31 protein-coding genes and 2 pseudogenes are annotated in these 25,937 nt (G+C 34.5%); 29 read left to right on the top strand and 4 right to left on the bottom strand.

Features of this window, described 5'->3' with window-relative positions:
- The first annotated feature begins 7 nt into the window (after positions 1 to 7).
- The 11 genes and pseudogenes from AB1280_RS09715 to AB1280_RS09665 all read left to right on the top strand — a co-directional run bounded on the left by AB1280_RS09715 (position 8) and on the right by AB1280_RS09665 (position 9,627).
- Positions 8 to 1,012: a flagellar motor switch protein FliG gene (locus AB1280_RS09715; RefSeq protein ID WP_272189316.1), complete on the top strand. Its 1,005-nt coding sequence runs from the start codon at positions 8 to 10 to the stop codon at positions 1,010 to 1,012.
- On the top strand, positions 999 to 1,700 hold the full coding sequence (locus AB1280_RS09710; RefSeq protein WP_429755708.1) for a FliH/SctL family protein: 702 nt from the start codon (positions 999 to 1,001) through the stop codon (positions 1,698 to 1,700). Before AB1280_RS09715 ends, AB1280_RS09710 begins: the two co-directional genes overlap by 14 nt.
- On the top strand, positions 1,697 to 3,001 hold the full coding sequence (locus AB1280_RS09705; RefSeq protein WP_272189318.1) for a flagellar protein export ATPase FliI: 1,305 nt from the start codon (positions 1,697 to 1,699) through the stop codon (positions 2,999 to 3,001). The genes AB1280_RS09710 and AB1280_RS09705 overlap by 4 nt, the downstream gene beginning before the upstream one ends.
- A 179-nt stretch (positions 3,002 to 3,180) precedes the next feature.
- On the top strand, positions 3,181 to 3,591 hold the full coding sequence (locus tag AB1280_RS09700; protein ID WP_272189319.1) for a cytoplasmic protein: 411 nt from the start codon (positions 3,181 to 3,183) through the stop codon (positions 3,589 to 3,591).
- 10 nt (positions 3,592 to 3,601) lie between these two features.
- On the top strand, positions 3,602 to 4,708 hold the full coding sequence (locus AB1280_RS09695; protein ID WP_429755707.1) for a flagellar hook-length control protein FliK: 1,107 nt from the start codon (positions 3,602 to 3,604) through the stop codon (positions 4,706 to 4,708).
- Between the two features lie 3 nt (positions 4,709 to 4,711).
- Complete coding sequence (locus AB1280_RS09690) at positions 4,712 to 5,218, top strand: flagellar hook capping FlgD N-terminal domain-containing protein (RefSeq protein ID WP_429755706.1); 507 nt, start codon at positions 4,712 to 4,714, stop codon at positions 5,216 to 5,218.
- A 36-nt stretch (positions 5,219 to 5,254) separates the two neighbouring features.
- Positions 5,255 to 6,535, top strand: coding sequence for a flagellar hook protein FlgE (flgE, locus tag AB1280_RS09685; RefSeq protein WP_272189322.1), 1,281 nt, complete (start codon positions 5,255 to 5,257; stop codon positions 6,533 to 6,535).
- Between the two features lie 56 nt (positions 6,536 to 6,591).
- Positions 6,592 to 6,927: a DUF3964 family protein gene (locus AB1280_RS09680; protein WP_429755705.1), complete on the top strand. Its 336-nt coding sequence runs from the start codon at positions 6,592 to 6,594 to the stop codon at positions 6,925 to 6,927.
- A gap of 114 nt (positions 6,928 to 7,041) precedes the next feature.
- Positions 7,042 to 7,527 carry a FliG C-terminal domain-containing protein gene (locus AB1280_RS09675; RefSeq protein WP_429755704.1) on the top strand — a complete coding sequence of 162 codons (486 nt, stop codon included), beginning with the start codon at positions 7,042 to 7,044 and terminating at the stop codon, positions 7,525 to 7,527.
- Positions 7,528 to 7,590: 63 nt separating this feature from the next.
- Positions 7,591 to 8,499 (top strand): chemotaxis protein, encoded by a 909-nt coding sequence (locus tag AB1280_RS09670; RefSeq protein WP_272189325.1) that lies wholly within the window; start codon positions 7,591 to 7,593, stop codon positions 8,497 to 8,499.
- 185 nt (positions 8,500 to 8,684) lie between these two features.
- A pseudogene (locus tag AB1280_RS09665) lies at positions 8,685 to 9,627 on the top strand (DNA-binding domain-containing protein).
- Between the two features lie 307 nt (positions 9,628 to 9,934).
- Here AB1280_RS09665 and AB1280_RS09660 read toward each other — a convergent pair.
- Positions 9,935 to 10,756 carry a flagellin gene (locus AB1280_RS09660; RefSeq protein ID WP_272189327.1) on the bottom strand — a complete coding sequence of 274 codons (822 nt, stop codon included), beginning with the start codon at positions 10,754 to 10,756 and terminating at the stop codon, positions 9,935 to 9,937.
- Positions 10,757 to 10,995: 239 nt separating this feature from the next.
- On the opposite strand from AB1280_RS09660, the pseudogene AB1280_RS09655 reads away from it, so the two are divergent.
- From AB1280_RS09655 to AB1280_RS09570, 18 genes and pseudogenes are all read left to right on the top strand, one after another.
- A pseudogene (locus AB1280_RS09655) lies at positions 10,996 to 11,476 on the top strand (DinB family protein).
- Between the two features lie 358 nt (positions 11,477 to 11,834).
- Entirely contained in the window at positions 11,835 to 12,539 is a 705-nt protein-coding gene (locus AB1280_RS09650; protein WP_429755703.1) for a lytic transglycosylase domain-containing protein, read from the top strand.
- Positions 12,540 to 12,595: 56 nt separating this feature from the next.
- Positions 12,596 to 12,820 carry a flagellar motor switch protein FliN gene (locus AB1280_RS09645; RefSeq protein ID WP_272189329.1) on the top strand — a complete coding sequence of 75 codons (225 nt, stop codon included), beginning with the start codon at positions 12,596 to 12,598 and terminating at the stop codon, positions 12,818 to 12,820.
- A 14-nt stretch (positions 12,821 to 12,834) separates the two neighbouring features.
- Positions 12,835 to 13,821 carry a flagellar motor switch protein FliM gene (fliM, locus tag AB1280_RS09640; RefSeq protein WP_429755702.1) on the top strand — a complete coding sequence of 329 codons (987 nt, stop codon included), beginning with the start codon at positions 12,835 to 12,837 and terminating at the stop codon, positions 13,819 to 13,821.
- A gap of 17 nt (positions 13,822 to 13,838) precedes the next feature.
- Positions 13,839 to 14,198, top strand: a complete 360-nt coding sequence (locus AB1280_RS09635; protein ID WP_272189331.1) for a FliM/FliN family flagellar motor switch protein — start codon at positions 13,839 to 13,841, stop codon at positions 14,196 to 14,198.
- 12 nt (positions 14,199 to 14,210) lie between these two features.
- Positions 14,211 to 14,534, top strand: coding sequence for a flagellar motor switch protein FliN (locus AB1280_RS09630; protein WP_272189333.1), 324 nt, complete (start codon positions 14,211 to 14,213; stop codon positions 14,532 to 14,534).
- Positions 14,531 to 15,289: a flagellar biosynthesis protein flip gene (locus AB1280_RS09625; protein WP_429755701.1), complete on the top strand. Its 759-nt coding sequence runs from the start codon at positions 14,531 to 14,533 to the stop codon at positions 15,287 to 15,289. The genes AB1280_RS09630 and AB1280_RS09625 overlap by 4 nt, the downstream gene beginning before the upstream one ends.
- Positions 15,290 to 15,335: 46 nt before the next feature.
- Positions 15,336 to 15,608 (top strand): flagellar biosynthetic protein FliQ, encoded by a 273-nt coding sequence (locus AB1280_RS09620; RefSeq protein WP_272189336.1) that lies wholly within the window; start codon positions 15,336 to 15,338, stop codon positions 15,606 to 15,608.
- Positions 15,609 to 15,627: 19 nt separating this feature from the next.
- Positions 15,628 to 16,389, top strand: coding sequence for a flagellar biosynthetic protein FliR (locus tag AB1280_RS09615; protein ID WP_429755700.1), 762 nt, complete (start codon positions 15,628 to 15,630; stop codon positions 16,387 to 16,389).
- Positions 16,390 to 16,399: 10 nt separating this feature from the next.
- Complete coding sequence (gene flhB, locus AB1280_RS09610) at positions 16,400 to 17,446, top strand: flagellar type III secretion system protein FlhB (RefSeq protein ID WP_429755699.1); 1,047 nt, start codon at positions 16,400 to 16,402, stop codon at positions 17,444 to 17,446.
- Between the two features lie 23 nt (positions 17,447 to 17,469).
- A complete protein-coding gene (locus AB1280_RS09605) occupies positions 17,470 to 19,536 on the top strand; it encodes a flagellar biosynthesis protein FlhA (protein ID WP_272189339.1) in 2,067 nt (688 codons plus the stop codon).
- Between the two features lie 17 nt (positions 19,537 to 19,553).
- Positions 19,554 to 20,819 (top strand): flagellar biosynthesis protein FlhF, encoded by a 1,266-nt coding sequence (flhF, locus tag AB1280_RS09600; protein WP_429755698.1) that lies wholly within the window; start codon positions 19,554 to 19,556, stop codon positions 20,817 to 20,819.
- Between the two features lie 46 nt (positions 20,820 to 20,865).
- The gene (locus AB1280_RS09595; protein ID WP_429755697.1) at positions 20,866 to 21,639 is read left to right on the top strand and encodes a flagellar hook-basal body complex protein; all 774 of its coding nucleotides are present in this window, start codon (positions 20,866 to 20,868) and stop codon (positions 21,637 to 21,639) included.
- A 61-nt stretch (positions 21,640 to 21,700) separates the two neighbouring features.
- Positions 21,701 to 22,387, top strand: a complete 687-nt coding sequence (locus tag AB1280_RS09590; protein WP_429755696.1) for a class I SAM-dependent methyltransferase — start codon at positions 21,701 to 21,703, stop codon at positions 22,385 to 22,387.
- A gap of 302 nt (positions 22,388 to 22,689) precedes the next feature.
- Positions 22,690 to 23,409 (top strand): AzlC family ABC transporter permease, encoded by a 720-nt coding sequence (locus AB1280_RS09585; RefSeq protein WP_429755695.1) that lies wholly within the window; start codon positions 22,690 to 22,692, stop codon positions 23,407 to 23,409.
- Positions 23,400 to 23,720 (top strand): AzlD domain-containing protein, encoded by a 321-nt coding sequence (locus tag AB1280_RS09580; RefSeq protein ID WP_429755694.1) that lies wholly within the window; start codon positions 23,400 to 23,402, stop codon positions 23,718 to 23,720. Before AB1280_RS09585 ends, AB1280_RS09580 begins: the two co-directional genes overlap by 10 nt.
- Positions 23,721 to 23,836: 116 nt before the next feature.
- On the top strand, positions 23,837 to 24,043 hold the full coding sequence (locus AB1280_RS09575; RefSeq protein ID WP_272189345.1) for a DUF3951 domain-containing protein: 207 nt from the start codon (positions 23,837 to 23,839) through the stop codon (positions 24,041 to 24,043).
- A 26-nt stretch (positions 24,044 to 24,069) separates the two neighbouring features.
- Complete coding sequence (locus tag AB1280_RS09570; RefSeq protein WP_272189346.1) at positions 24,070 to 24,363, top strand: hypothetical protein; 294 nt, start codon at positions 24,070 to 24,072, stop codon at positions 24,361 to 24,363.
- 132 nt (positions 24,364 to 24,495) lie between these two features.
- On the opposite strand, the gene AB1280_RS09565 is transcribed toward AB1280_RS09570, so the two are convergent.
- From AB1280_RS09565 to AB1280_RS09555, 3 genes are all read right to left on the bottom strand, one after another.
- A complete protein-coding gene (locus AB1280_RS09565; protein ID WP_429755693.1) occupies positions 24,496 to 25,092 on the bottom strand; it encodes a dienelactone hydrolase family protein in 597 nt (198 codons plus the stop codon).
- Positions 25,092 to 25,415, bottom strand: coding sequence for an antibiotic biosynthesis monooxygenase family protein (locus AB1280_RS09560; RefSeq protein ID WP_272189348.1), 324 nt, complete (start codon positions 25,413 to 25,415; stop codon positions 25,092 to 25,094). The genes AB1280_RS09565 and AB1280_RS09560 overlap by 1 nt, the downstream gene beginning before the upstream one ends.
- 255 nt (positions 25,416 to 25,670) lie before the next feature.
- A complete protein-coding gene (locus tag AB1280_RS09555; RefSeq protein ID WP_090912300.1) occupies positions 25,671 to 25,850 on the bottom strand; it encodes an H-type small acid-soluble spore protein in 180 nt (59 codons plus the stop codon).
- Positions 25,851 to 25,937 lie beyond the last annotated feature (87 nt).

The following is a 25,937-nucleotide window of genomic DNA, read 5'->3' as shown; positions in this document are numbered from 1 at the left end:
ATAAGTTATGATAGAAGGAATCTCTTCAAAAGAAAAAGCCGCCATACTAGTTCGTATGTTAGAAGAAGATGTGGCAACAAAAATTATTGAATATATGAATGAAGAGGAAAAAGAGGTACTGCTTCGAGAAATTGCAAAGTTTCGTATGTATAATCCTGAAACGTTAGAAAACGTATTAGGAGAATTTTTATATGAATTAAACGTGAAAGAATTGAATTTAGTTACGCCGGATAAAGAATATATTCGTCGTATTTTCAAAAATATGCGGGAAGAAGAGTTGGAGAAGCTATTAGAAGACTTATGGTACAATAAAGATAATCCATTTGAGTTTCTCAACTCACTGACGGATTTAGAGCCATTATTGACAGTGTTAAATGATGAGTCACCACAGACAATTGCAATTATTGCGTCGTATATAAAACCGCAGCTTGCTTCAAGATTAATTGAAAGATTGCCAGATTATAAAAGAGTGGAAACGGTTATGGGAATTGCAAAGCTTGAACAAGTTGATAGTGACTTAATTGCACAAATTGGTGATTTATTAAAATCGAAATTAAACATGATGGCGTTTAGTGCGATTAACAAAACAGATGGATTAAAAACAATTGTAAATATTTTAAACAATGTTTCTCGTGGTGTAGAGAAAGCAGTGTTTGAAAAGTTAGATGATATTGATTATGAACTATCTGAAAAGATTAAAGAAAACATGTTTGTCTTCGAAGACTTACTGCGTCTTGATGATATAGCAATGCGCCGCGTACTAGAAGAAATTACTGATAATGGACTCATTGCAAAAGCATTGAAAATTGCAAAAGAAGAAATTAAAGAGAAATTCTTTACTTGTATGTCTAGTAACCGTAAAGATATGATTTTAGAAGAGCTAGATGGCATTGGTCCATTAAAAGTGACAGATGCTGAAAAAGCACAGCAAACGATTACAAGTACGGTGAAAAAGCTAGAAAAAGAAGGACGAATCGTTGTTCAAAGAGGTGAAGAAGATGTCCTTATTTAAAAACAGAATTCCTAAGAATTCTGTTTCTTTTTCACATGAAACGTATGAGTTACAATTTCCAGAAGAAATCATATTGTCAGAAGAAAATATGGAAGAAGTAACAAAAATAAGCGCGGCTAAGGAAGAATTGCTTGCACAACAGGAACAATTACAATTACAAATGCTTAAGGTTCAACATATGGAAAAAGAGCTAGAAAAAGAGAAAATAAGACTTCAGCAAGAGCGAGAACAGTTTAGCTTATTACAAGAAGAGCATCGAAAACAATTGGAAGCCGATCGCAAGGTATTGCTTGAAGAGCAGAAGGAAATGGCCGTTGAATGGTCAGAATTGCTTTGGGATCAATCACTGCAGCTTGCACAAAAAATTGTCAATCAAGCGATCGATATGCGGCAAATGGAACTATTACCAATTTTAAAAGGAATCGTTCAAACATTACCAACATCGTTTGAAAAACTTATTATAACGGTTCATCCGGAAACATTTGAACAAATTGAACAGGAAAAGGTGACAGCAAAAGAATACTGGCTTCTTGAACTTGTTGAGTGGAAATATGACTTTTCTCTACAGTTTGGTGAGTTTATTTTAGAAGAGGAAAAAGAGTTTTTCGAATTTAAGTTCAGTCCAATTTTTGAAAAACTACGCCAGCAATGGGAAGAAAAGCAATTATTTGAGGGACAGAAAGTATGAAAGAGCGTCTTGTAACAGAACATGAAAGATGGAATGAGTTTATTGAAGTGCCGTTCTATATTCAAAAAGGGAAAGTACATAGTGTACAAGAACAATTTTTTGTTTCAAAAGGACCGAAAGCAAAAATTGGTGATGTTTGTCACGTTGGGGAACATAACGTCTTATGCGAAGTGATTGCGATTGAAAAAGAAAACAATATGTTGTTGCCATTCGAACAAACAGAAAAAGTATGTTATGGTGATGCCGTTACGCTCATTAGTGAAGACGTTGTTGTACCGCGTGGAAAGCATTTACTTGGAAAAGTGTTAAGCGCAAATGGCGAAATCATAAACGAACGAGAAGTAACTGTGCCATTACAAAAAATAAAGCTGGATGCACCGCCAATTCATGCGTTTGAACGTGAAGAAATTACAGAAGTGTTTGAGACAGGAATTAAATCGATTGATGGAATGCTGACGATTGGAATTGGCCAAAAAATTGGTATTTTTGCAGGTTCAGGTGTCGGAAAATCAACACTGCTTGGTATGATTGCGAAAAATGCGAAAGCTGACATTAATGTCATTAGTTTAGTTGGTGAACGAGGTCGTGAAGTAAAAGACTTTATTCGAAAAGAATTAGGCGAAGAAGGCATGAAGAAAAGTGTTGTTGTTGTAGCAACTTCTGATGAAAGCCATCTTATGCAACTTCGTGCTGCAAAGCTAGCAACTTCTATTGCAGAATATTTCCGTGATCAAGGAAATAATGTTCTTTTAATGATGGATTCTGTGACTCGTTTTGCTGATGCAAGAAGAAGTGTTGACATTGCGGTGAAAGAATTGCCGATTGGCGGGAAAACACTTTTAATGGAAAGCTATATGAAAAAATTACTTGAACGTTCTGGGAAAACGAAAATAGGCTCTATTACGGGTATTTATACAGTTCTTGTTGACGGAGACGATTTAAATGGTCCAGTACCAGACTTAGCACGGGGAATTTTAGATGGACATATTGTGTTAACACGTGATTTAGCTACATTAAATCATTATCCAGCGATTTCTGTGTTAGATTCTGTAAGTCGGATTATGGAAGAGATTGTTACACCAGAACATTGGCAGCTTGCAAATGAATTAAGAAAAACATTATCGATATACAAAGAAAATGAGTTGTATTTTAAACTGGGGACAATTCAAGAAAATGAAGAAAATGCTTATATTTTTACATGTAAAGATAAAATAGAAGGTATTAATATGTTTTTAAAACAGGGTCGAACGGAAAGCTATCGTTTTGCCGATACAATTCAACATATGTATCATGTTGAATAAAGACCTCAATATTGAGGTCTTTTTTATCTTGCTATTTTGGGCAGTGAGATCCTCTACATATGGAAGCATAATTTTATTGCAAATCATTATTACATTTTTGAATATTTCACAGATTTTTTTATGAAAAAACTATATAATAGGATATAAGGAATGTATAATAGAGGAGGGTAAAAAAATAGGTGAATGAAAAGCAGTATGACATTATAAAACTACAAATGAACCAAGAGAAAGAACAAGTTTTAAAAGAGGTATACGAATTAACGGCACAGAAACGAACTTTAGAAGAAAAAAAAGCGTATGATTTGTATGTTTTCAAGTCACGAAGTAAAGTGATACAAACAAACGAGCGCATTCGTATTGGTATGCTATCTTCTCATACATTTTCACCTGAAAGAATCGAAGAATGGAATCGAAAAATACAAAAGATAGAAGGGTTTATTCAAAAAAATGAAAGACTTTTGGAGAAAATAAAAGAAAAAGAGCGTGTAATTAATGAAATGTTTCAAGAAGATTGTAAGAAGCTTCTAAAAAAACATGAAAAACACGAAGAAAAAATGTTACTTGACTTAAGAATGTGCATGAATAGATGAGGTGAAAAAGATGATTGAATTTGTCCTGCCAGTGCAAATCCAGATGACACAACGAAGAGACAGTCAACTTCAGTTGCAATCAAAAGAAGAGGACAATTCTTTTTCAAAAAAAATGAATGAGAAGTTAGTGAAAAAGAACGATTCACAACAAACAGAAAAAAATGAACTACCGACAGAAATAAAACAATGTGTTCAAGAAGGAAGTAAACTTCAGAAAAAAGAGTTGCCTGTCTTAAAAGAAGAGGCGGAAGAGAAAAAATCAACCGAAGAATTATTAGTAGCCGTTTCAGAGCAAATACTGGCAATTCAGCAATTACATGCGCAACCAGAATTGTTATATCAATACATACAGAAATTACAAGAGTTGTGTAAAACATATGGTAATATAAAACTAAACGAATTACCACCGAATGAATTGCAGAAGCTCGTTTCGTTTGTGAAAGATTTAAATATCCAAAATACTGTATGTTTAGAAGAAACAATTCAAATGACGTTAGATAAATTAGCACCTCCTGAAAAAATGATGGAATTTGCAAAAAATGTTCAAAGTGAAACTTGTGATTTAACGAAGAAAGATTTACCGCAAGAAGTAACAACAGTACTAAAGAAAGAAGAAAAAGCGAAGCCGATTGAATTAGGTGATACAGATGTTCAGCTTATAACAAAGGAGCATGATGTAAAACAAATTTTTTCAGGAAATGACCAAGTTGTGAAGGAGAATATCCAAACACAAAAAGTATCTCTTCCTGAACTTGGAAAGAAAATGGAAGCGCAAGTTGAAGAGTTGCAAAAATTTGTTGTGAGGCAAGAACGTGTTCTCTTTCAGTTAAATCCAGAAAAGCTAGGTACATTAACGGTTTATATGAAGAAGCAAGGAGATCAAATTGAAGTTCATGTTGAAATGGATAAACATGATGTGAAGAAACGCGTAGAACTTATCTTTGATGAACTAAAAACGAAATTAAAAGATAAAGAAATCCATATTGAACTATCTTATACAGATAAAGACCAAAAGCGGGAGAGACATGAAAGAGAGCAACCACATAAGCCGAAACAAGTGGTTGTAAGGGAAGAACAGAAAGCAGAGCAAGACTTTGCTGGGTTATTGGAGGAATAGAGAATGCCATCTATTGGACTAAATACAACAAATACAAATCAAATCTCGGCGCCGCAAATGCAGAATAATGGGATTGCAAGTGCAACCCAGCAAAAAACGAATGGAGTTATGGGAAAAGATGATTTTCTAAAGCTCTTTTTAACAAGCTTACAATATCAAGATCCATCGAATGCGATGGATATGAATCAAATGATGAATCAAATGTCGCAAATGTCTCTTATGGAACAAGTGCAAAATATGACAAAGGCTGTAGATTCTTTGCGAGAAACAATGTATACAACACCATTAGATAGTGGTATGAAATTTTTAGGTAAATATGTTAGAGGTGTAGATGGCAACGGGACGGAAGTACAAGGTAAGGTCGATACTGTCCGTCTTGGAGCAAATAATGACGTGCAACTTGTAATTGGCTCGAAAGTAGTGTCACTTCGTTTTGTCGAAAGGGTTTCTGATCAAGAACTTGACTTATCGGAAGGAACGCAGCCAACTACTGAAACAACAAACAAGTAAAATAAAAAAACAATTGTTAAGGAGTGTACAAACAATATGATTAAAGCATTATATACAAGTATTACAGGGATGAACGCAACACAAAACGCATTAAGCGTTACTTCAAATAACATTGCTAACGCACAAACAGTTGGTTACAAAAAACAAAAAGCAATTTTTGATGATTTGTTATATAACAATACGATTGGTTCCAGAGGTAGTGACACTTATGCTGGTACGAATCCGAAAAGTATTGGTAACGGTGTAAAATTAAGCGGAACAACAACAGATTTTACAACAGGTTCTATTACGATGACAGGTGTAAAAACACAAGCAGCAATAGACGGTAATGGATTTTTCATGGCAGGCGATATAAATGGAGGGAATGTACAATATACACGTAAAGGTACATTTGATGTATCAAGAGATTATAAAGTAATTACTGGTGATGGCCAATATGTTTTAGGATATGGTGTAAAACCTGGAACAGAACAAATTGATACTTCAGGCTCACCACAACCAATCTCTATTCCACTAGGATCGGCCATTCCAGGGGTGCGTACGGATAAAGCTTCCGTACTTGGGAATATCGACAGGAATCTAAAAGATATGGTACAAGATTTTAATGTTTTTGATGATGCTGGAAATAAAATCATTATGCGTGTGCAGTTTAACAAATCAGCAAATCCTGGTGAATACGATTATTCAGTATTAACAAAGAACGTTTCTAAAAATGAAAAAGAATTTACTCCAGTAATGGATAATGGGGCACCGTTCAACAAGTCTCTTACTTTTGATAATAAAGGAAACCTGATTAAAACAGATGTTCCAGTAGTACGTGATAATGTTACTGGTGAAATTACACAAGGTGGAACCGTAGCCGTTCCGTTTGACGGTACGTCAATCACATTAAATATTGGTGGTTTAACAAATTATCCTACGGAAAAAACTTTAACTGCAAAAGACATAACAGGAAATGCAGCAGCAGTAGCAAATGATTATTTCATTGCTGATGGAGGTTATGTGATGCTGAAATATTCAGATGGTGGTATGAAAGTAGCTGGACAATTGGCAGTAGCAACGTTCCCAAATGCAAATGGATTGATGAAAACAGGTAATGGTAACTACATTGCAACATCTTCAGCTGGGGAGCCTTCTGTTGGAGGAGCTAATGGTTCATCTACCAAAGTGATGGGAAGCTCACAAGAAGGATCTAACGTTGATTTAGCAGTAGAGTTTGTTGACTTAATGCTTTATCAAAAAGGATTCACGGGTAATGCAAAAGTAATTAAAGTAGCAGATGACGTGTTAAATGAAGTTGTAAATTTAATCCGCTAAGCAAGAAGATATAGAATCTATATCTTCTCATTATGAATAGTGAGGTTTCTATAAGTATGACAAGAGAACAAAGAATTTTACTGTTGCCATTTTTTAAAGATAAACGAGGACTGGCAGAGCAAATAATGAATATAGAACAACAAGAACATCAATATTTACCAAACCAATTTGAAATTAAACAAGTGCCGCCATACACGTTTGGAGATAAACAAGTAGTAATTGGCCGCATTCATGAGTTTTATTTTATTGGCATTTACAAAGACAACGTTTGGAAGTATCAAGCGTTTACTGATGTGATGAAGTGTCGCTCATTCTTTATTGGTTTGTCGGGTATTACGGATCAGCAGTTAGCTTTTTGGTTCAATAATATAGAGTTGTTGGCAGTTTCATAAAGTACCCCGCTTTTTTAGTGGGGTTACATCCTTCCTTAGATAAGAAACTTTTATCCCGCATTAACGGCTATGAGTTTCCCGTTAAATGCGAAATAATAAGGAGAGAAAACGAATATGGCACAAAATAAATACCGCGTAACGTTTGTTTCGCCAAGTGAAATTGAGCAGCGGACTATTATGTCAGGAAATAGTTTACCAGATGTAATTCGCAAAGTTGAAAGTGTGATGGAAGATCCTAATGGCTATTTCATAAATGACAAAAAAAATAATTGTTATTTCAAAGTTATAAAGCAAAATGTTTCGTTTATTCAATATGAGCTTTTATTTTCTGATAAAGCAATTCATATTGAAAAGATAAAGCACGTTGCACCAAATGTTGTGAGAAAATTATTTCAAACGATGCGTACTCCCGAAGTATATGCACTTGCATTACTTGATGTTGATGAAGAGACAAAAGTATTTCTTTTAGCAGAAATGGATGATCATCTTCGTGTACAGGTTGAAAAGGAACTTACACAAAAGTGGGAAGTTACACCATCTGAAATATCAGAAGCACAAGAACTATTACTTGATACGCTCGTTTCACATACAAATGAATAAGGTTACCTTTATTCAACGAAGTATAACAATAATATAACCAGTGGAGAGGGGATTAACTCACTTATGTCACAAGCACAGAGTATTTTATTAGAAAGTGGAACAAATGAATTAGAAATCGTTACATATACAATTGCGGATAACTTATTTAGTATAAATGTTATGAAAGTACGTGAAATCATAAATCCATTTCCTGTTACAACAGTTCCAGAAGCACATCAAGCGGTAGAAGGTGTTGTACAAGTACGTGGTGAGATTTTACCAGTTATTAACTTAGCGCAAGCATTAAACTTAAAAACAAATAAACCATTAGATCAAACTAAGTTTATTATTGCAGAACTAAACCAAATGAAAGTCATTTTCCGTGTTGAGGAAGTACATCGCATTCAACGTATTTCATGGGAACAAATTGATGAACCGGCATCTTTATCGATGGGATTAGAAGAAACAACATCAGGAATTGTTAAGCTTGACGGGAAAATCATTTTATTACTAGACTATGAGAAAATCGTTTGTGAAATTAGTAATACTGGCTATGACACACAAAAACTTCCAGCATTAATAGAGAAAACAGATCGTGCGGAAAAAATTATTTACATCGCTGAAGATTCTGCAATGCTTCGTCAAATATTAGAAGAAACATTAACAACAGCCGGATATACGAAGATTAATTTCTTCAGCAATGGTGCAGAAGCATTGGCACAAATTGAAAAACTAGCAGAAGAACAAGATGAGAAGATGTTCCAGCATATTCACTTGCTAATTACAGATATTGAAATGCCGAAAATGGATGGACACCATTTAACGAAAGTAATTAAAGAGCATAAAGTAATGCACAAGCTACCAGTTGTTATTTTCTCTTCATTAATTACGAATGAACTGTATCATAAAGGTGAATCTGTTGGTGCAAATGCACAAGTAAGTAAACCAGATATTCAAGAATTAATTGGACTTGTAGATAAACTTGTTTTATAAAAATATGAAAATTCCCCCTTTTTATAAAAAGGGGGAATTTTCATATTTTTATATTTTTATACAGTTTTGTTTGTTAATTGTTGACATATAAATTTAGGATATTATAATATTAACATGTAAAATTTTCTATTTTTATAAATGATAAGGGGAGTATTCATAAGAAATGAGAGGTGTAAAATAGGGAGATGGCACATCAAATAGCAATTTCCGTATTAGAATCGTTGCAGAAACTAATACAAAAAACAGAGGAAAATTTAGAGGCAGAATTTCGAAAAATAGAAAAGAATTTTCATGTAGGTTATGAAGAGTTAATAGCTTTATATAATAAAATGTCTATGTTTCAAATCGATATAGAAAAATTAGGTGGTTTTGCAGTATATGAACAATCAGATATTGCATGGTTAAAATCTGAATTAGACTTGCTACTAGAAGTGTATCATTTTTGTCAGCAGCACGATATGAATATTTTGAGTATTTCAGAATATATAAGTCAGGACAAGTTGCAACTTTTTTCAAAAACACCGAGCCAATTACAAAATACGTACTATAAATTACGAAAACAAGAAATACCACTGGAAAATATAATGAAACAAAAACCAGGACGAAAACGAAAAAACGATTTTACAAAACAATCAATTTCTAAACATATGGAAAATCGAGAAGAAGAAAAAATGAAAGAACCAAGTGGAAAAACAGAAAAAAATCTCGTGACCTTATTATCAGGAATCGTGAATAATTTTCAAGTGATAGATACAAAAGATTATCAGCAAGAAAATGAATTACATCACTTTATGGAAGGTATTTATAAACTATCTAGTATGGCGGCAGAGCGCACGAAGGAAGAGCAGAGTGTAGATGAATTAAAAGAGCAAATTAACGCTCTGCGTGCTGAAACAGAGCGATTACGAGTAGAAAAGGAAGAACTCCTTAAGGATATGAAAGGAGTCACAAATAATATTATTCATTTTATTACAAGTTCCGACGTGGAACAAATTCGGACACTTCCGTATTTTGTAAATGTGTGCAAGCAAGAGTTATATAAACTTGGATTATATAATGGTACAGCAGAAGGCCAATTAAAAGTTATGATTGATCGTAAGTGGGCAGGTCGTGTCAGTGGTGAAATAAGAGAAGGCATCTGATTTGAACTGCACCTCCAATTGTTAGACTGTGTCTAACAATTGGAGGTGCAGTTATTTATGGCTAACTTTTCTTCAAAGGAGAGAATATATATATAGGGTACTGAAGGGGAGAGGGAAATTGCTAAATCTATAGGTTTTGATTCCAGCGTTCTCTAGCTTGCATACGAGTCATAGTAGCAAGTTTAGTTGCATCATCAGCGGCATAGTTAATACGTTTACTTGTTTATTTCTATATAGAAAAATACACCGCACTGCAAGCAGGGCGGTGTATTTTAGTTATATCATCAAATGGATTATTGTAATAATTTACTTACCATTTGTGGTGTTTGGTTTGCTTGAGAAAGCATGCTGATACCAGCATCGTTTAAGATTTTGAATTTCGTCATTTCAGACATTTCTTTCGCCATATCAGCGTCTTCGATTTGAGAAGCAGCTGCTGCCATGCTTGTAGCTTGGCTAGTTACGTTGTTTAAGTTATGGTCTAAACGGTTTAATTGAGAACCGAAAGTTGCACGTGCGTCAGCAACTGTTTGGATAGCTGTATCTACAGCGTCCATTGCAGTTTTAGCATTAGCTGCAGATTTTAAATCACCAACAGCACCACCCATTAGTGTTTTTGAATCTGCATCGACAGCTGAAATTGTAAGTGTATCGCCAGATACATCAGAAAGTTGTAGGTCAACGTCTTTACCGCCACCAGTTTTGTCTAAAATTGTATTTCCGTTAAAGTTTGTTTTATCAGAAATATGATCAATTTCTTTAGCTAATGCTTGGAATTCTAAGTCTAAAGAATCTTGGTCTTTTTGTTGGTTTGTACCGTTTGCAGATTGTGTTGCAAGATCACGCATACGAAGTAAGATGTTTGAAACAGAACCTAATGCTGAATCAGCAGTACGAAGTAAAGACATACCATCTTGTGTATTACGAGCACCTACTTCTAGGCCGCCTTCTTTTGAACGCATACGAGTAGCGATTGCTAAACCAGCTGCATCGTCAGCTGCACTGTTAATACGTTTACCGCTTGATAAACGGTTCATAGCAGTATTCATTTTGTCTTGGTTTTGGCGCATGTACTCTTGAGTACGCATGCTGTTTACATTTGTGTTAATTCTCATAATAAAGAACCCCCATTTTTTTGTTTGTATTTTTTTAAATTGATCTTTTGTTAATCGTTAAAGTTCGATATATCAATCAATCAATTTCTGACTTGATTGTAACTCTTATTTTGGGACATGTCAACAATAAATTTGAATTAATAAATATATAAAAATATAATTTTAATGATTTACTTGTTTTTATAGGGTTTTTGGAGGTTTTTCTCTAAGTTTTTTTGATTATATAACTATATAAATCCATTTTCATTAGTAATTTTAATTATTATTCATCCTGGTTAAGTACTTTAGAAGAAATTGATGAATCATTATGGTTCAAATCGATAGTGGAAGAGAAATGGTCGGTAATTAAGATTATCGCTCATATATATGAATGGGGATCATCATCTATTAATAGAAATCCTTCCATCTGTACAAAATGATAAAGGAATGGAGTTTCCGGATTTTGATACATATAATAAAAAATCAAATTACGCAAAAACAGGTATATCATCATCAAAATTTTTTATAGAAGCAAAAGATAAAAGGGAACTACTTATAAAAGAACTTAGCAAATTGCCGACCGAAAAGTTAACACAGCTATTAACTGCAAATAATGGAACTCATTGTCCTCATACTGGAACGCCTTATTCACTTATATATATTGTTAAGGAATTTACAGATCATGATAACCATCACAAAAGACAAATGATACAATTTTTAAAGGAAAACAACTTGGACTAATTCAAGTTGTTTTTTTATTTTTTTACGTCTTAGGCATTGTCGAGAGGGATATTTGCCATTGTGTTTAATGGATATGCTTTATGAATCATGGTGTACTCTTATTTCGTTTTTGTGAAAATAATTCTTGTTATATAGGAGTAAATAGTGCTATTTGTTTTCATGTTATTGGTAGAATTCTTCATATATATATCTTTCTTCATATTTATATACCTTCTTACATTACAGTGTATTTCATCTTTTAGTATGCTGAAAAAACAACAATCTTCACGAAAACGGCTTATTTTTAAAAAGGATTATTGCAAAGTAAAGCAAAAAACTCTAATATTAAGTTATCTTTGTTTCTTAAAAAGGTGATATTATGATAATAAGAAATGTAGTAAAAGAAGTTCTTTCTTATAGAAAAGAACAAGTGCAACAAAAATTAAGTAGTCCAGAGGCATTTGTAAATAGTACATTTGGACAAGCGCTTCAAAGTGAAACAATAAAGGAACCGAAAGAGATTGCACAGGTTTCGAAAGTAGAAAATGATCAGGAAGTAGAAATGGCGCAGGCAACGAATACCGATTCATTGCAGGTGGCCAATCAGGAATTTACGCGTCGTTTTTCTGATAAGAATAACCAAGGAATAGATATGTGGGGATTAACGAAAAAGTATGATATTCAAAATATACGTCCTAGTAATGAAGGAAAGTATGAGGATATTATTCAAAAAGTTAGTACTACATATGGAGTTCCAAAAGCGTTAATTCAAAAAATGATTGAAGTAGAATCAGACTTTAATCCAAATACAGTTTCTTCAGCAGGAGCAACGGGATTAATGCAGCTTATGCCGGAGAATGTGAAGGAGCAAGGTGTGAAAAATCCATTTTCACCAGCTGAAAGTATTGAGGGCGGTGTGAAAGAATTAACCGGATATTTGAAAAAATATAACGGTGATCTTGTGTTGGCGCTTGCTGCTTATAATGCAGGGCCAGGAAATGTGAATAAGTATGGAGGTGTACCGCCGTTTCGAGAAACAGAAAACTATATTAAAAAGATATTAAACATCGCTGTTTCTAAATAAAAGAATTCTTATAAGTATAACGGAATTTTGTAAACACGATATGGGAGTTGCTAGAAATGAAATTACATGAAGATATTCCATTAACAATTCATTTTGAAGTTGGAAAAACAAAGAAAAAGATTGATGATTTGCTTCATATTACGAAAGGGACATTGTATCGCCTTGAACATTCAACGAAAAATACAGTTCGTATTATGTTAGAAAACGAAGAAATTGGTATTGGTAAAATTTTGACCAAAAACGGAAAAATGTACGTTGAAATTATCGAGTTGAAGGGATAGGAAAGGGGATTTTCATGAGCGGCGATAAATTAAGCCAAGATCAAATTGATGAATTGTTAAGAGCGATGAATGAAGGGGCAGAAATGCCTGATTTTGCACAAGAAGCGGAGAAGAAAGAGAAGTTTCAAGAGTATGATTTTAATAGACCGGAAAAGTTCGGAGTAGAGCATTTACGAAGTTTACAAACGATTGCGATAAACTTTGGAAAGCAGACGTCTCAGTCGCTTGCGGCGCGAATGCGTCTTCCGGTTGATTTAGAACCACCAACAGTTGAGCAAGTTCCATTTACAACTGAGTATGTGGAGAAGATGCCAAAAGATTATTATTTATATTGTGTAATTGATTTAGGTTTGCCGAATCTTGGTGAAATTGTCGTTGAAATGGATTTAGCGTTTATTATCTATATTCATGAATGTTGGCTTGGTGGCGATTCGAAGCGTGATTTTACACTTCGCAGGCCGCTGACTTCATTTGAGTTTTTAACGCTTGATAATCTATTTACTGTTATTTGTGATAATTTGAAGAGGGCGTTTGAGGGAGTAAGTGAGATACAGCCGCATCTTGTGGCAACAGAAACAGATCCGAATGCTCTTAAAATTACAACTGCAAGCGATATTATTTCACTCTTAAATGTAAATATGAAGACGGAGTATTGGAATACAACAGTGCGGTTAGGAATTCCGTTTTTATCAGTCGAAGAAATTATGGATAAGTTAACGTCAGAAAATATTGTTGAACATTCTTCTGATAAACGAAAAACATATTTTACAGAAGTCGAGGCAGAAATACAAAAAGTACGTAAGCCAGTACACATAGCGATTGGCGAACATAAGATTTCAATTGGTAGTTTGAAACAGCTTGAAGAAGGAGATATTATCCCGCTGCAAACAAAGGTAACAAATCAACTGCGTGGATATGTTGATGGTAAACATAAGTTTAACTGTTTTATCGGAAAAGATGGTACGCGAAAAGCATTTTTATTTAAAAACTTTGCAGAGTAAGAGAGGGGGATAAGGATATGAAGTATGAGGTATCATCTGTTGCGCTAGTAAATTTAGAAGAGTGTACAAAAGATGAAAACCAGCTACCCAAAGCGCACATTGAAACCGTTTCAGATATTTCTGTTGAACTTGGTGTACGACTTGGAAGAACAAGATTGACACTTGGTGACGTGAAAAATCTGAGGGTTGGCGATATTTTGGAAGTGGAGAAAAATTTAGGGCATAAAGTAGATGTCTATTTAAGTAGTGAAAAAGTAGGGATTGGCGAAGCGATTGTAATGGATGAAAATTTCGGCATTATTATTTCTGAAATTCAAGCAGATAAGAAAAAAGTCGTATTAGCTGCCATGAAGCAAGAGTTAAATGAGAATGAATAGGGGAGGTGTCATATGAGCTATATGACGACCTTGTTGCAAGTTTTATTATTATTTGGTGCTCTCGGCTACGGTGCATACTATATGATCAAAAAGACGAGAAAGCATCAGTTTTTTAAGCAAGGAGAAAATGGTTTTATTCAAGTGAAAGACGGCATGTACGTGAATCATCAAACGAGTGCCTTCTTATTTGAAGTAGACGGAAAGCAAGTGTTTACGATTGTAAGTAATAACGGCAGTCATTCGATCCAACTGTCAGGAAATCAGTTTCATAAGGTACTAGAAGATGCGATGAAAGAGGAACAAATTCAGCAGAAAAAAGTAGAGGATGTATTATGAAAATAAAAAAAATTATATCTTCTATTAGTATTGTTTTTGCATTTTCTATTGTTTTTTGTATTATTTTTGCAAATTCGGCGTATGCAGAACCAAATGGTTTTATTCATTTCGATAATGGAAAAGAGTTTACGAATAATTCAAGTGTACAGCTGTTCTTACTTGTAACGCTTTTATCATTATCTTCTTCCATTGTGCTGCTGTTTACGCACTTCACATATTTTATGATTGTTCTTGGAATTACTCGTCAAGGGTTGGGTGTTATGAATTTACCGCCAAACCAAGTGCTTGTTGGTTTAGCGTTATTTTTATCATTATTTACGATGCAGCCTGTTCTTGGACAGTTGAAGAGTGATGTATGGGATCCGATGACGAAAGATAAAATTACAGTAAGTGAAGCAGCAGCGAAGACAGAACCGATTATGAAAACTTATATGGCAAAGCATACATATAGCCATGATTTGAAGATGATGTTAAAAGTTCGAAATGAAAAATTGCCAAAAGATATGAAGGATATTTCTTTATTTACTCTCGTTCCGTCTTTTACATTAACTCAAATTCAAAAAGGGTTATTAACCGGAATGTTCATTTATTTAGCGTTTGTTTTTATTGATTTAATTATCAGTACATTGCTTATGTATCTCGGTATGATGATGGTACCACCGATGGTTTTAAGTTTACCATTTAAAATTCTCGTTTTTGTATATATAGGTGGATATACGAAAATCGTCGATATTATGTTTAAAACGGTTTCTTAGCGACCTTTAGTCGCTATGTATTATATGTGATAGGAGTCATATTTTCATGAATATATCACCAATTACAGAAATTTTTCAAACGTTTTTTTATAAAGGATTTGAAATTTTACTCCCGGTTGCAGGGATAAGTATGATCGTCGTAATTATTCTGGCGGTATTAATGGCAATGATGCAGATTCAAGAACAGACGCTGACGTTTTTACCAAAGATGGCCGCTATTATTTTTACAATCATTATACTTGGACCTTGGATGTTTCAAGAAATTACAACGTTAATTGTAGATTTGTTTGATAAAATTCCGACGTTACTACGTTCATAATGAAGAAGGGTGACGGAAGATGAATATGGATTTATGGGTTGCAACATTTTTTGCATTTTGTCGTATTGCTTCATTTTTGTATTTTTTGCCGTTTTTTTCAGGACGATCCATGCCGGCAATGGCGAAAATTACATTTGCACTTGGATTATCGGTGACAGTAGCTGATAAAGTGAATATTTCTCATGTTCAGACGATATGGGATATCGTTGGTTACGCGGGAACGCAAATTGTAATTGGGTTAACGCTTTCGAAAATTGTAGAGCTTTTATGGAACATTCCAAGGATGGCAGGAAATATTTTAGATTTTGATATTGGGTTATCACAGGCGAGTCTATTTGATGTAAATGTTGGCTCGCAATCGACATTGATTTCAACGATATTTGATATTTTCTTTATGATTATTTTCGTTGCGCTTGGCGGAATTAATTATTTTGTGGCGACAATTTTGAAGTCGTTTCAATATACAGAAGCAATTTCACAGCTATTGACGAAAAGTTTTTTAGATAGTTTACTAGCAACGTTATTATTTACGCTCACGTCTGCAGTGGAAATTGCACTCCCGCTTATGGGTAGCTTATTTATTATAAATTTCGTATTAATTTTAATCGCAAAAAATGCACCACAGCTTAATATTTTTGCAAATGCATATGTATTAAAGATTACGTGCGGTATCTTATTTATTGCGATGAGTATACCAATGTTTGCGTATGTATTTAAAAACTTAACAAACGTATTACTTGATGAATATACGAAACTATTTAATTTTTTCTTAACGAAATAGAGGGACGGTTATGGCAAAAGACAATAAAACAGAAAAAGCCACCCCGCAGAAGATTAAAAAAGCACGTGAAGAAGGGAATATTGCAAGGAGTAAAGATTTAAATAATTTGTTTTCTGTGCTTGTTTTAGCAACAGTTATTTACTTTTTCGGTGATCGTCTCGGATATGATATCGCGAATTCGGTTACAGTACTATTTGATCAAATTGGAAAGAAGACTGATACAACGGAGTACTTTTATTTAATGGGGATGCTTCTATTAAAAATATCTGTACCTATTCTTGTGCTCGTTTATGCGTTTCATATCTTGAATTATATGGTGCAAGTACGTTTTTTATTTTCAGCAAAAATTATTAAGCCGAAAGTATCGCGTATTAATCCGAAAAACTATTTTACGAGATTATTTAGTAGAAGAAGTGTCGTTGATATTTTGAAGTCACTATTTTATATGCTTCTTCTTGGCTATGTGGCGTATGTTATTTTTAAGCGGAATTTAGAGAAACTTGTGAGCATGATTGGATTTAATTGGAGTGCGTCACTCGTTGAAATTATAGGACAAGTTAAATCAGTATTTTTAGCGATTTTAGTTATCCTTGCTGTTGTTTCTATTATTGATTTTATTTATCAAAAGTGGGAGCATTCACAAGATTTGAAAATGAAAAAAGAAGAAGTAAAACAAGAGCATAAAGATAACGAAGGGGACCCTGAAGTAAAAGGAAAGCGAAAAAGTTTCATGCATGCCATATTACAGGGAGCGATTGCGAAAAAGATGGACGGTGCCACCTTTATTGTGAATAACCCGACCCATATTTCTGTAGCACTTCGTTATGATAAGCTAGTCGATGCAGCACCGATTGTTGTAGCAAAAGGTGAAGATGAGCTAGCGCTCTATATGCGAACGCTCGCACGTGAACAAGATATACCGATGGTAGAAAATCGACCATTGGCGCGTTCCATATATTATCAAGTTGAGGAAAACGAAGCGATTCCGGAAGATTTATATGTTGCTGTTATTGAAGTTATGCGCTATTTAATTCAAACGAAACAAATTGAAGTATAGGGCGCGTTTGGAGGAGATTCTGTTTGTTTAAGATAGATTCTGCAAGAACTTATTTTTCTATCTTTTTAGCAGTGTCATTTATTGTGGCACTTTTAATTCCATTGCCAACATTTATATTAGATGTCGTTATTGTCTTTTTACTTGGTATGGCAGTGCTCGTGTATATGAGAGCAACGAGTATTAAAGAGTGGGATGAGTTAAAGTCATTCCCAACATTACTATTATTAATTGGGATTTTCCGCGTTTCGATTAACGTTTCGACAACAAGGGCCATTTTAACGGATGGAAATGCTGGTCATGTTATTGAAGAGTTTGGTCAGTTTGTTATTGGCGGAAATTTATTAATTGGTATTGTTATTTTTATAGTACTTATTATATTCCAGTTTATTGTCGCAAATGGTGCGTCTCGTACTGCAGAAGTTGCGGCACGTTTTACACTGGATTCTTTGCCGGGTAAACAAATGTCAATTGATGCGGATTTAAATCAGCGCATTATTACAGATACAGATGCAAAAGAGAAACGTAAGAAATTGAATATGGAAACAGAGTTTTACGGTGCAATGGATGGTGCCGGGAAATTTGTAAAAGGTGATGTTGTTTTTAGTATCGTCATTTTATTCGTTAATATTGTTTTCGGATTAATTGTTGGGATGATGCAGCAAGGGATGGGATTCCAAGAAGCTGCCTATCATTACACAAAATTAACAATCGGCGATGGAATTGTGAACCAAATTGGTTCGCTATTATTGGCTATTTCGACAGGGATTATTGTTACACGAGTATTTGATGGATCATCTGATACCGTAAATGAAGGTATTTATAAAGAGTTAATGGCACATGACGTTGTTGTTTATGCGCTTGGTGGATTATTTATTGCGATGGGTATCTTTTCACCGCTGCCACTTATACCATTTCTAATTGTTGGTGGGGGCATTATCTTCTTAGGATACACCAATAAGCAGCGCTTAAAGAAAGAAAAGGATCAAGAGCTGCAAAAAGAATTAGAAATGATTCAAAATGATGAAGATCAAATTAAAAAAGTGGAAGATTCATTTGGTGTCTTTACGGATAAATATCCAATCATTGTTGAACTAGGTCTTGATTTAGCCGCGCTCGTGAAACAAAAAATTAATGGGGAAACGGCTCGAGATAAAGTTGTATTAATGCGTAAATCGATTATTACAGATTTGGGGATTAACGTTCCTGGTATTAACTTTAAAGATAATACTAGTTTTAGACCACGCGGACGTTATGTGATTCGGATTAAAGGTGCAAAGGTAGCAGAAGGTGTTCTAAAATCGGGTTATTTATTAGCACTGAAAACACCAAACGTTATGGCAGATTTAGATGCTGAGCCCGCAAAAGACCCAATTTTTGGTGAAGATGGCTACTGGATTTTAGAGCATCTCGTACAAGATGCGCAAATGAAAGGCTATCAAGTATTAGAGCCGCTGAGCATTTTAATTACGCATTTAGATGTAATTATTCGTCGTAATGTACATGAACTACTGCAACGTCAGCATGTGAAAGATTTAATTCAATCGTTAGAAAACGATCACGCTGTATTATTAGAAGAAATTAAGAAAAAGGAAATTGATTTATCTCTTATTCAAAATGTCGTGAAACAATTGTTAAAAGAGGGAATTTCGATTCGGGATTTACCAACGATTATGGAAGGAATTATTGATGGAAAAGAAATATATCAAAATCATGCAGATGGCGTAACGGCTTTTGTACGTGAATGTATTTCCAAAGTAATTTGTGAGCATGCGAAAAACTATGATGGAAAAGTTTATGCAGCGTTGTTTTCAGATTCGATAGAACTTGATGCAGATGTTGTAAACAATTCATATCAAGGTTATTTATTAAACTGGGATTTAGAACAAGAAACACACGTCGTTGATCAAATTCAACATATCTTTAAACAGTCTCGTTTAATGGGAAGAGATCCAGTTTTATTAACACGTCGTAAAGATTTTCGATTCGGTATTGTAAGGTTGCTTGATCGCTATCAACTTGAAGCAAAAGTACTGTGCATAAGTGAATTAGCACCTGAAGTTGTTGTAGATCAAATTGCGTATATTGAGTAGGGCTGAGGTGAACAAAGGTGGAAAGTACAGCAAAGAAGGAAAGTATAAAGCGAATTCAAGCGGAGTCTAAAAGTGAATTGTATCATAAGCTTTTTGAAGAGCACGGAAATGATTATTATTACGTTATTGATGAAATAGTAAAGCGAAAAAAACCATTCTTTTGGAAAAAACAATATGAAATGATTGTGAAATTCCCTGAAAAAAATGAAGAAATGCAAGAACAATCAGAAATAGTAGAAGAACAATCAGAAGAGATGGTTCGTGCGCACAAGATACAATCGATTTTACATGATCTTGAGAATAAAACGCATAACATTCCGTATACACCAAAGCCATTTGCTCAAAGTGAAGAGTGGATCCAAAAGAAACAAAAATTGCTTCAAGTGTTCGATAACGGATTTGTTGTGATGAAAACCGTAGCAAAACAAGAAGAAAAGGTAGAAGCACCTACGTATACTGCAGATGAAACCTGGCAAAAGAAAGAACAAAGAGCAGCAGTACCGTTTATTATTAAAAAGGTACTTCGTACACTTGAGCAAAATGAAGTGGAAGGGCATTTCCTAGCAGTATATGAAAAGAAATTGAGAGCGAAGTTTGAGCATACGTCTTTCATAACTGAAGAAGAAGTATTAAAGTTTATTCTTGAAGATATGAGAACATATTTTCATACAGAAAATGTGTTTGATAAGGAAGTGCAAACGATTGCTTTAATTGGGCCAACAGGTGTTGGGAAGACAACGACGCTTGCAAAGATTGCTTGGCAGTTATATGAGAAAAACAAAACGGTTGGATTTATTACAATGGATCATTCTAGGGTTGGAACGGTTCAGCAATTGCAAGAGAGTGTAAAAATAATTGGAGCAGAAGTTTTGGCGGTACGTGATGCAGACGGACTGTCCCGAGCACTTTCCTATTTTAAACAGGAAGCACCTGTCGATTATATTTTAATTGATACAGCAGGAAGAAATTATCGCACAAAAGAATCTGTTCAAAGTATAATCGAAATGATGGAGCAGACCCAGCCAGATTATATTTGCTTAACATTATCAGCTTCAATGAAGAGTAAAGACATGGTTGAGATTATTGCAAATTTCAAAGATATACAAATTAGTGGATTAATATTTACAAAGTTTGATGAAACGGCAAGTAGTGGTGAGCTACTAAAGATTCCAGCTGTTTCAACTGCACCAATTGTATTTACAACAGATGGACAAGATGTTACGCAACATTTGCATATTGCAACAGCTGAACATTTAGTTGAAAAGATGTTGTACATATCATAAATAGAGAGAGAGGGAAGAGTAAGGTTTAAGCCTTATTCAGCACAATATGAACGGTCTATATATTGGTTCTATGGGAATGATGAACTACATGCAGCATTTAAATGTACATGCAAATAATATTGCTAACGCCCCAACAACAGGGTTTAAAGCAGATCAAATGACATCAAAAGTGTTTGATACACATGTGACGTACCGCCAAGTAAATAGAAATAGAACTGCAGTTGGAACAGTTGATTATGCGGTTGTACCGGCTGCTACTCATGTGAATTTGGCACAAGGGACGATGCAAATTACAAATAGTGATACTGATTTTGCTTTAGAAGATGGAACGAATAATGTGGCTTCTTTCTTTGTTGTTTCAAAAAATAATGAAACGGTTATGACAAAAGATGGTCATTTTACTGTAAATGCGGATCGCTATTTACAAACAACATCTGGTGCATATGTACTTGATAGTAATAATGAGCGTATTCGTATTCCTGAGGGGGCAAAACTTGCTGTGAGCAAAGAGGGTACCATTTATGATGAAACGACACAGCAAAATATTGCGCGTCTACAAACGAAGTCAGTTGACGGAGACATGAAAGCACGTCTTGTAAAGCATGAAGACAAAAGCTTTACAATAGATGGAACGAACATTGCTGATTTACCAAATGGGATGTCCGCTGTTCGCAACTACATGTTAGAGAATTCTAATGTAGATATGGCGAAAGAGATGGTTGATGTAATGACGAACCAGAAGATGGTTCAAGCATCGCAGCGTGTAATGACAACATTTGATAAAGTGTATGATAAAGAATCTAATGAAATATTAAGATGAAGAAATACCTGAATAGGGTATTTCTTTTTTATGTTAAAATAAGGAAGAGGGAGTGAAGAAAATGAAATTAGACATTGAAAGAGTTGTATTTATTGGCCGTACGTTTGAAGAGTACTGTGATATGTTCCAATTACGTGATGAGGACATACAAAATAAGAAAATATTAGATTGTCCAGCTGGTGCTTGTTCATTTACAGCAGTTGCAAATGCAAAGGGTGGAGATGTAACAGCTTGTGACGTTGTATATCAATTTGATGGGGAAGCATTATATGAAAAAGGATTACAAGATGTAATACATACGATGGAGCATATGAAAAAAGCAAAAGATAATTACATATGGAATTACTTTTCTAGTGTAGAAGATTTACAGAAGCACCGATTAAATGCACTTCAAGTTTGCAGAGCGGATATGAAACATAACCCAGAGAAGTATGTGTATGCTACGTTACCTAACCTGCCTTTTCAAGATGAAGAATTTGATATAGTCTTATCAGCACACTTTTTATTTATGTATAGTGACCGCTTCGATTATGACTTCCATGTTGAGACGATTAAAGAATTGCTCCGCGTTGTGAAAAAAGAAATTAGAATTTTCCCGTGTGTCGACTTAAAGGGTGAACGATATGAATTTTTAGACGAGCTCATAGAAAACTTACGAAACAAGGGATGCGAAGTAGCAGAAGTACAGGTCCCATATGAGTTTCAAAAGAATGGAAATACGATGCTGCAAATTAAGAAGGGCTATTAGTAAAAAGCGTCTGTTTTGAGTAAATAACAGGATATCAATATACAGAAATTAAAAAGAAGATAATCTTCTATTTAGTAGGTGATTATCTTCTTTTTTTCTTTTAAATCCATTTTATTGATTAAAAATTCAGAATATTATTGACTCGGTAGAAATCTTTTCTTATATTAGTAGGTATAGTTATAACTACTAAAGAAGTGAGAGGATGACAGAAGGAGTGTGTTCAGGCATAGAAGTGATTATGGACTGTGAAAATCTATGATTCAGTTTAAGTTCACCTTATATAAAGATAAGGAGGAGTGGGAATGGAGCGAGTAACAGTGTTACAGGCGCAAGATGAAACGTTTATGCAAGGTGTAAAAGACTGTTTGCCGACAGTTCTCGGTTATTTAAGTATCGGGGTGGCATCAGGTATTATTGAAAAAACAGCAGGATTTTCATTAACAGAAATTGCGCTGATTTCATTGCTGATTTATGCAGGTTCAGCACAATTCATTATGGCTGGAATGTTTGTAGCAGGTGCACCAGCTTCTACTATTATTTTTACAGTTTTCTTTGTGAATTTAAGGCATTTTTTAATGAGCGCAGCATTAGCTCCATATTTAAAAAACGTATCAGTTTGGAAAAACGTAGTGATCGGTTCGCAAATTACTGATGAAACATTTGGCGTTGCAGCGCAGCATGTAACAGGAAAGCAATATATAAGTGAAAAGTGGATGCTCGGTTTAAATATGACAGGTTATATAAACTGGGCATTTGCAAATATTATTGGCGGCATTTTAGGAGACTGGATACCAGATCCGCACACATACGGGATGGATTATGCAATTCCAGCGATGTTTATCGGCTTATTTGTTTTACAACTTGTAAGCAATCGGCCGGATATATTTGTTCATCTTTGCGTTGCTATTTCATCCATGATCATTGCATATAGTGCCCATTTCTTTGTATCAAATAGCGTAGCTGTTATTGTTGCTACACTTGCAGCAGCGACAATTGGGGTGGTGATTGAAAAATGGAAGTGAGATGGGATTTGTTACTTGTTGTGCTTGGAGCTGCGATTGTCACATTGCTTCCAAGAGTTATACCACTGCTTGTATTAAGTAAAGTAGAAATTCCAGAATGGGGATTAAGATGGCTGGGTTATATTCCGATTGCAATATTAGCAGCATTGTTGGCACAAACGTTATTTATGTATGAAACGATGAAAGTAGATTATTTAGTAGCGGCTATTCCGACGTTTCTTGTTGCGATTTTCACACGGAGTTTACTTGGAGCTGTATTAACGGGAGTTATTGTGGTGTTTTTGTTGCGTTTCTTTCTCTCGATTTTATAATTATGAATGGAGTTTACTGAAAAAATTCTCAATAATGTAAGTTTCGTAGTTTAGAAAAAGGAGTATCTCATATTGTATCGAACTTTGTAGTATAACGATTACAAAGGGAGGGTGCCATGTTCATTTTAGGAATTGCTGTTGTTATGTTTACAATGTTGTTATTTGTTATCATTGGGCTTACAACATATAAAATGCTTGTTCAAAAAGTGACGCCTCAAATTTACTACACACCGTTTGATTCCATCAGTGCGCAATCGCGTGTGGAGTTTCATGAAGAGCAGGGAGATAGAGAAAAACGTGCAGAAAAAGATAATAACAGATAAAACTATTTTATGTTGAAAGGGAAAAAATGAAGAATTTGAAAATAATTAGTATTACTGGTATTGTAACAATTTTGATTGTCTTGGGAATCTCAATTTTTTCACCTTATAATGTTTTAAATCGTGTTCATGCAGAAGAGATTTTGCAAGAAAAAGGATTAAAAGACGAATTTGAAGGTAAAAATGTACAAAATGTTATTTATAAAGGTGACCACACTTATGTTGTTAAAGCAGATACAAAAGAATATGTTGTAATTCAGGAATATTACACATTTATGAACTATAAATGGAAGATATATGAACTTCAAAATACGTGGGAATAAAAATTCTCATGTCTTCTTAGCACTTTCACCACATCAAATTTTATCATTTACAATTTGATGCTTCTTGCATACGTTCTCTATTTAATGGTTCCTATTCGAATCGAAAGAAGAAATATAACAGAGGAGTAGGTGCTACTTCTCTGTTATGTTTTGAAGAAAAGAACGTATCATCTCATACCCCTGATCTGCAATTTGTTCATTGTACGCTGTAGAAAATGGATCAAGAAATCCATGTTCTCCGTTCAGTTGCTTTATATTTAGAAGTTGATGACCTTTATCTTGTAAACTTTCAATTAAAGCAGAAACTGAAAAACTAGTTTCGTTTGCTGGGAATAATAAAAGCGCCCGGCATTTCGGTACAATATTTGTGTAATCACGGATACGTGAACCATAACATCCGATAACAAAATCAATTCTAGAATCTTCACTATATAACCAAGCAATTGTTGCGCCAACGCTAAATCCAAGAACTCCAACAAAAGCATAGTTATTTCGAAGTTCAGTGAGCATACTGTCAATTTGTTGCTTTTCCTGTTCAAATCCAATGTTATTCATAAAATGTAAGTATGCTTCTGTTTCTTGATCGTAATGAAAAGGAGTGGAGCGCTGTAATAAATTTGGGCAAACCACGTCTATAGTGGAGGATGATAGTGTCTGAATAACATGCTTCATATGTTGGTTGATTCCATATATTTCGTGTAGGAGTAGAATTGCTGTTTTCTGTTCCATTAAGATTTTTTCTCCTTTGTGGCTTGATACTCTCTTTCAACAAGACAAATTCTTGTATGAAATTGTTCATACCATTGTTCTCTTCCTCTTTTTCTAGCAACTGTATGGGCAGCGTGTTCTTTCCACCGCTTGATTGCTTCAAGCGATTCCCAGTATGAAATAGTGATACCAAATCCAGTTTCATTACGGACGCTTTCAACATCGATAAATCCGGATTGCTCAGCAGCTAGCTTAACCATTTCATCTGCAACTGTTTCGTAATCGTCAGTTTCAGATGATAGTTGCGAAGTGAAAATGACAGCATAGTATGGAGCTTTGTTCATTGTGTTTCCCCCTTACTATAAATTTTTTCTTTTTAGTTTATCACGAAATCTGAATAATGTGTCATTTTGTTCGGAACCATACATTAATTTCATTTACCGTAATGAATGTAATATCAAACAATAAAAAGAAAAAATAAGGATTCTCTCATTTTTTGTGTTTACATCAGCAATAAGACAGTTTCTTAAGAGGGGAATTGCCTGCAAGTGTTGAACATAAAAGAACTCCCACTTCAAAATAAAATGAAGTGGGAGTCCTTATATTTCTTCTAAGCTGTTTATTGGAACGGTGAGTTCACGATTTGGGTTTGTTGCCTCGTATATGCGCGCAGTTTCATTTGTTTCATCGACATGTTGGATCATAACAGACATGCCTTGAAATGTTACATTGGTTTGTTCCATTGATTCTGAAATTTCTTTTGCTCTTTGAATGTTCATTTTCAAACTCCTCTCTATATCCGATTGGTAAATCATCAAGATGGAAGTTTTCTTGTACTATTATGTTCCCTAAGAACAAGGGATAAT

This window comes from Bacillus sp. S10(2024), assembly GCF_050473865.1.
Classification (GTDB): Bacteria; Bacillota; Bacilli; order Bacillales; family Bacillaceae_G; genus Bacillus_A.
The sequence above is the reverse complement of the archived record's forward strand: the minus strand, read 5'-3'. Positions and strand labels throughout refer to the sequence as shown.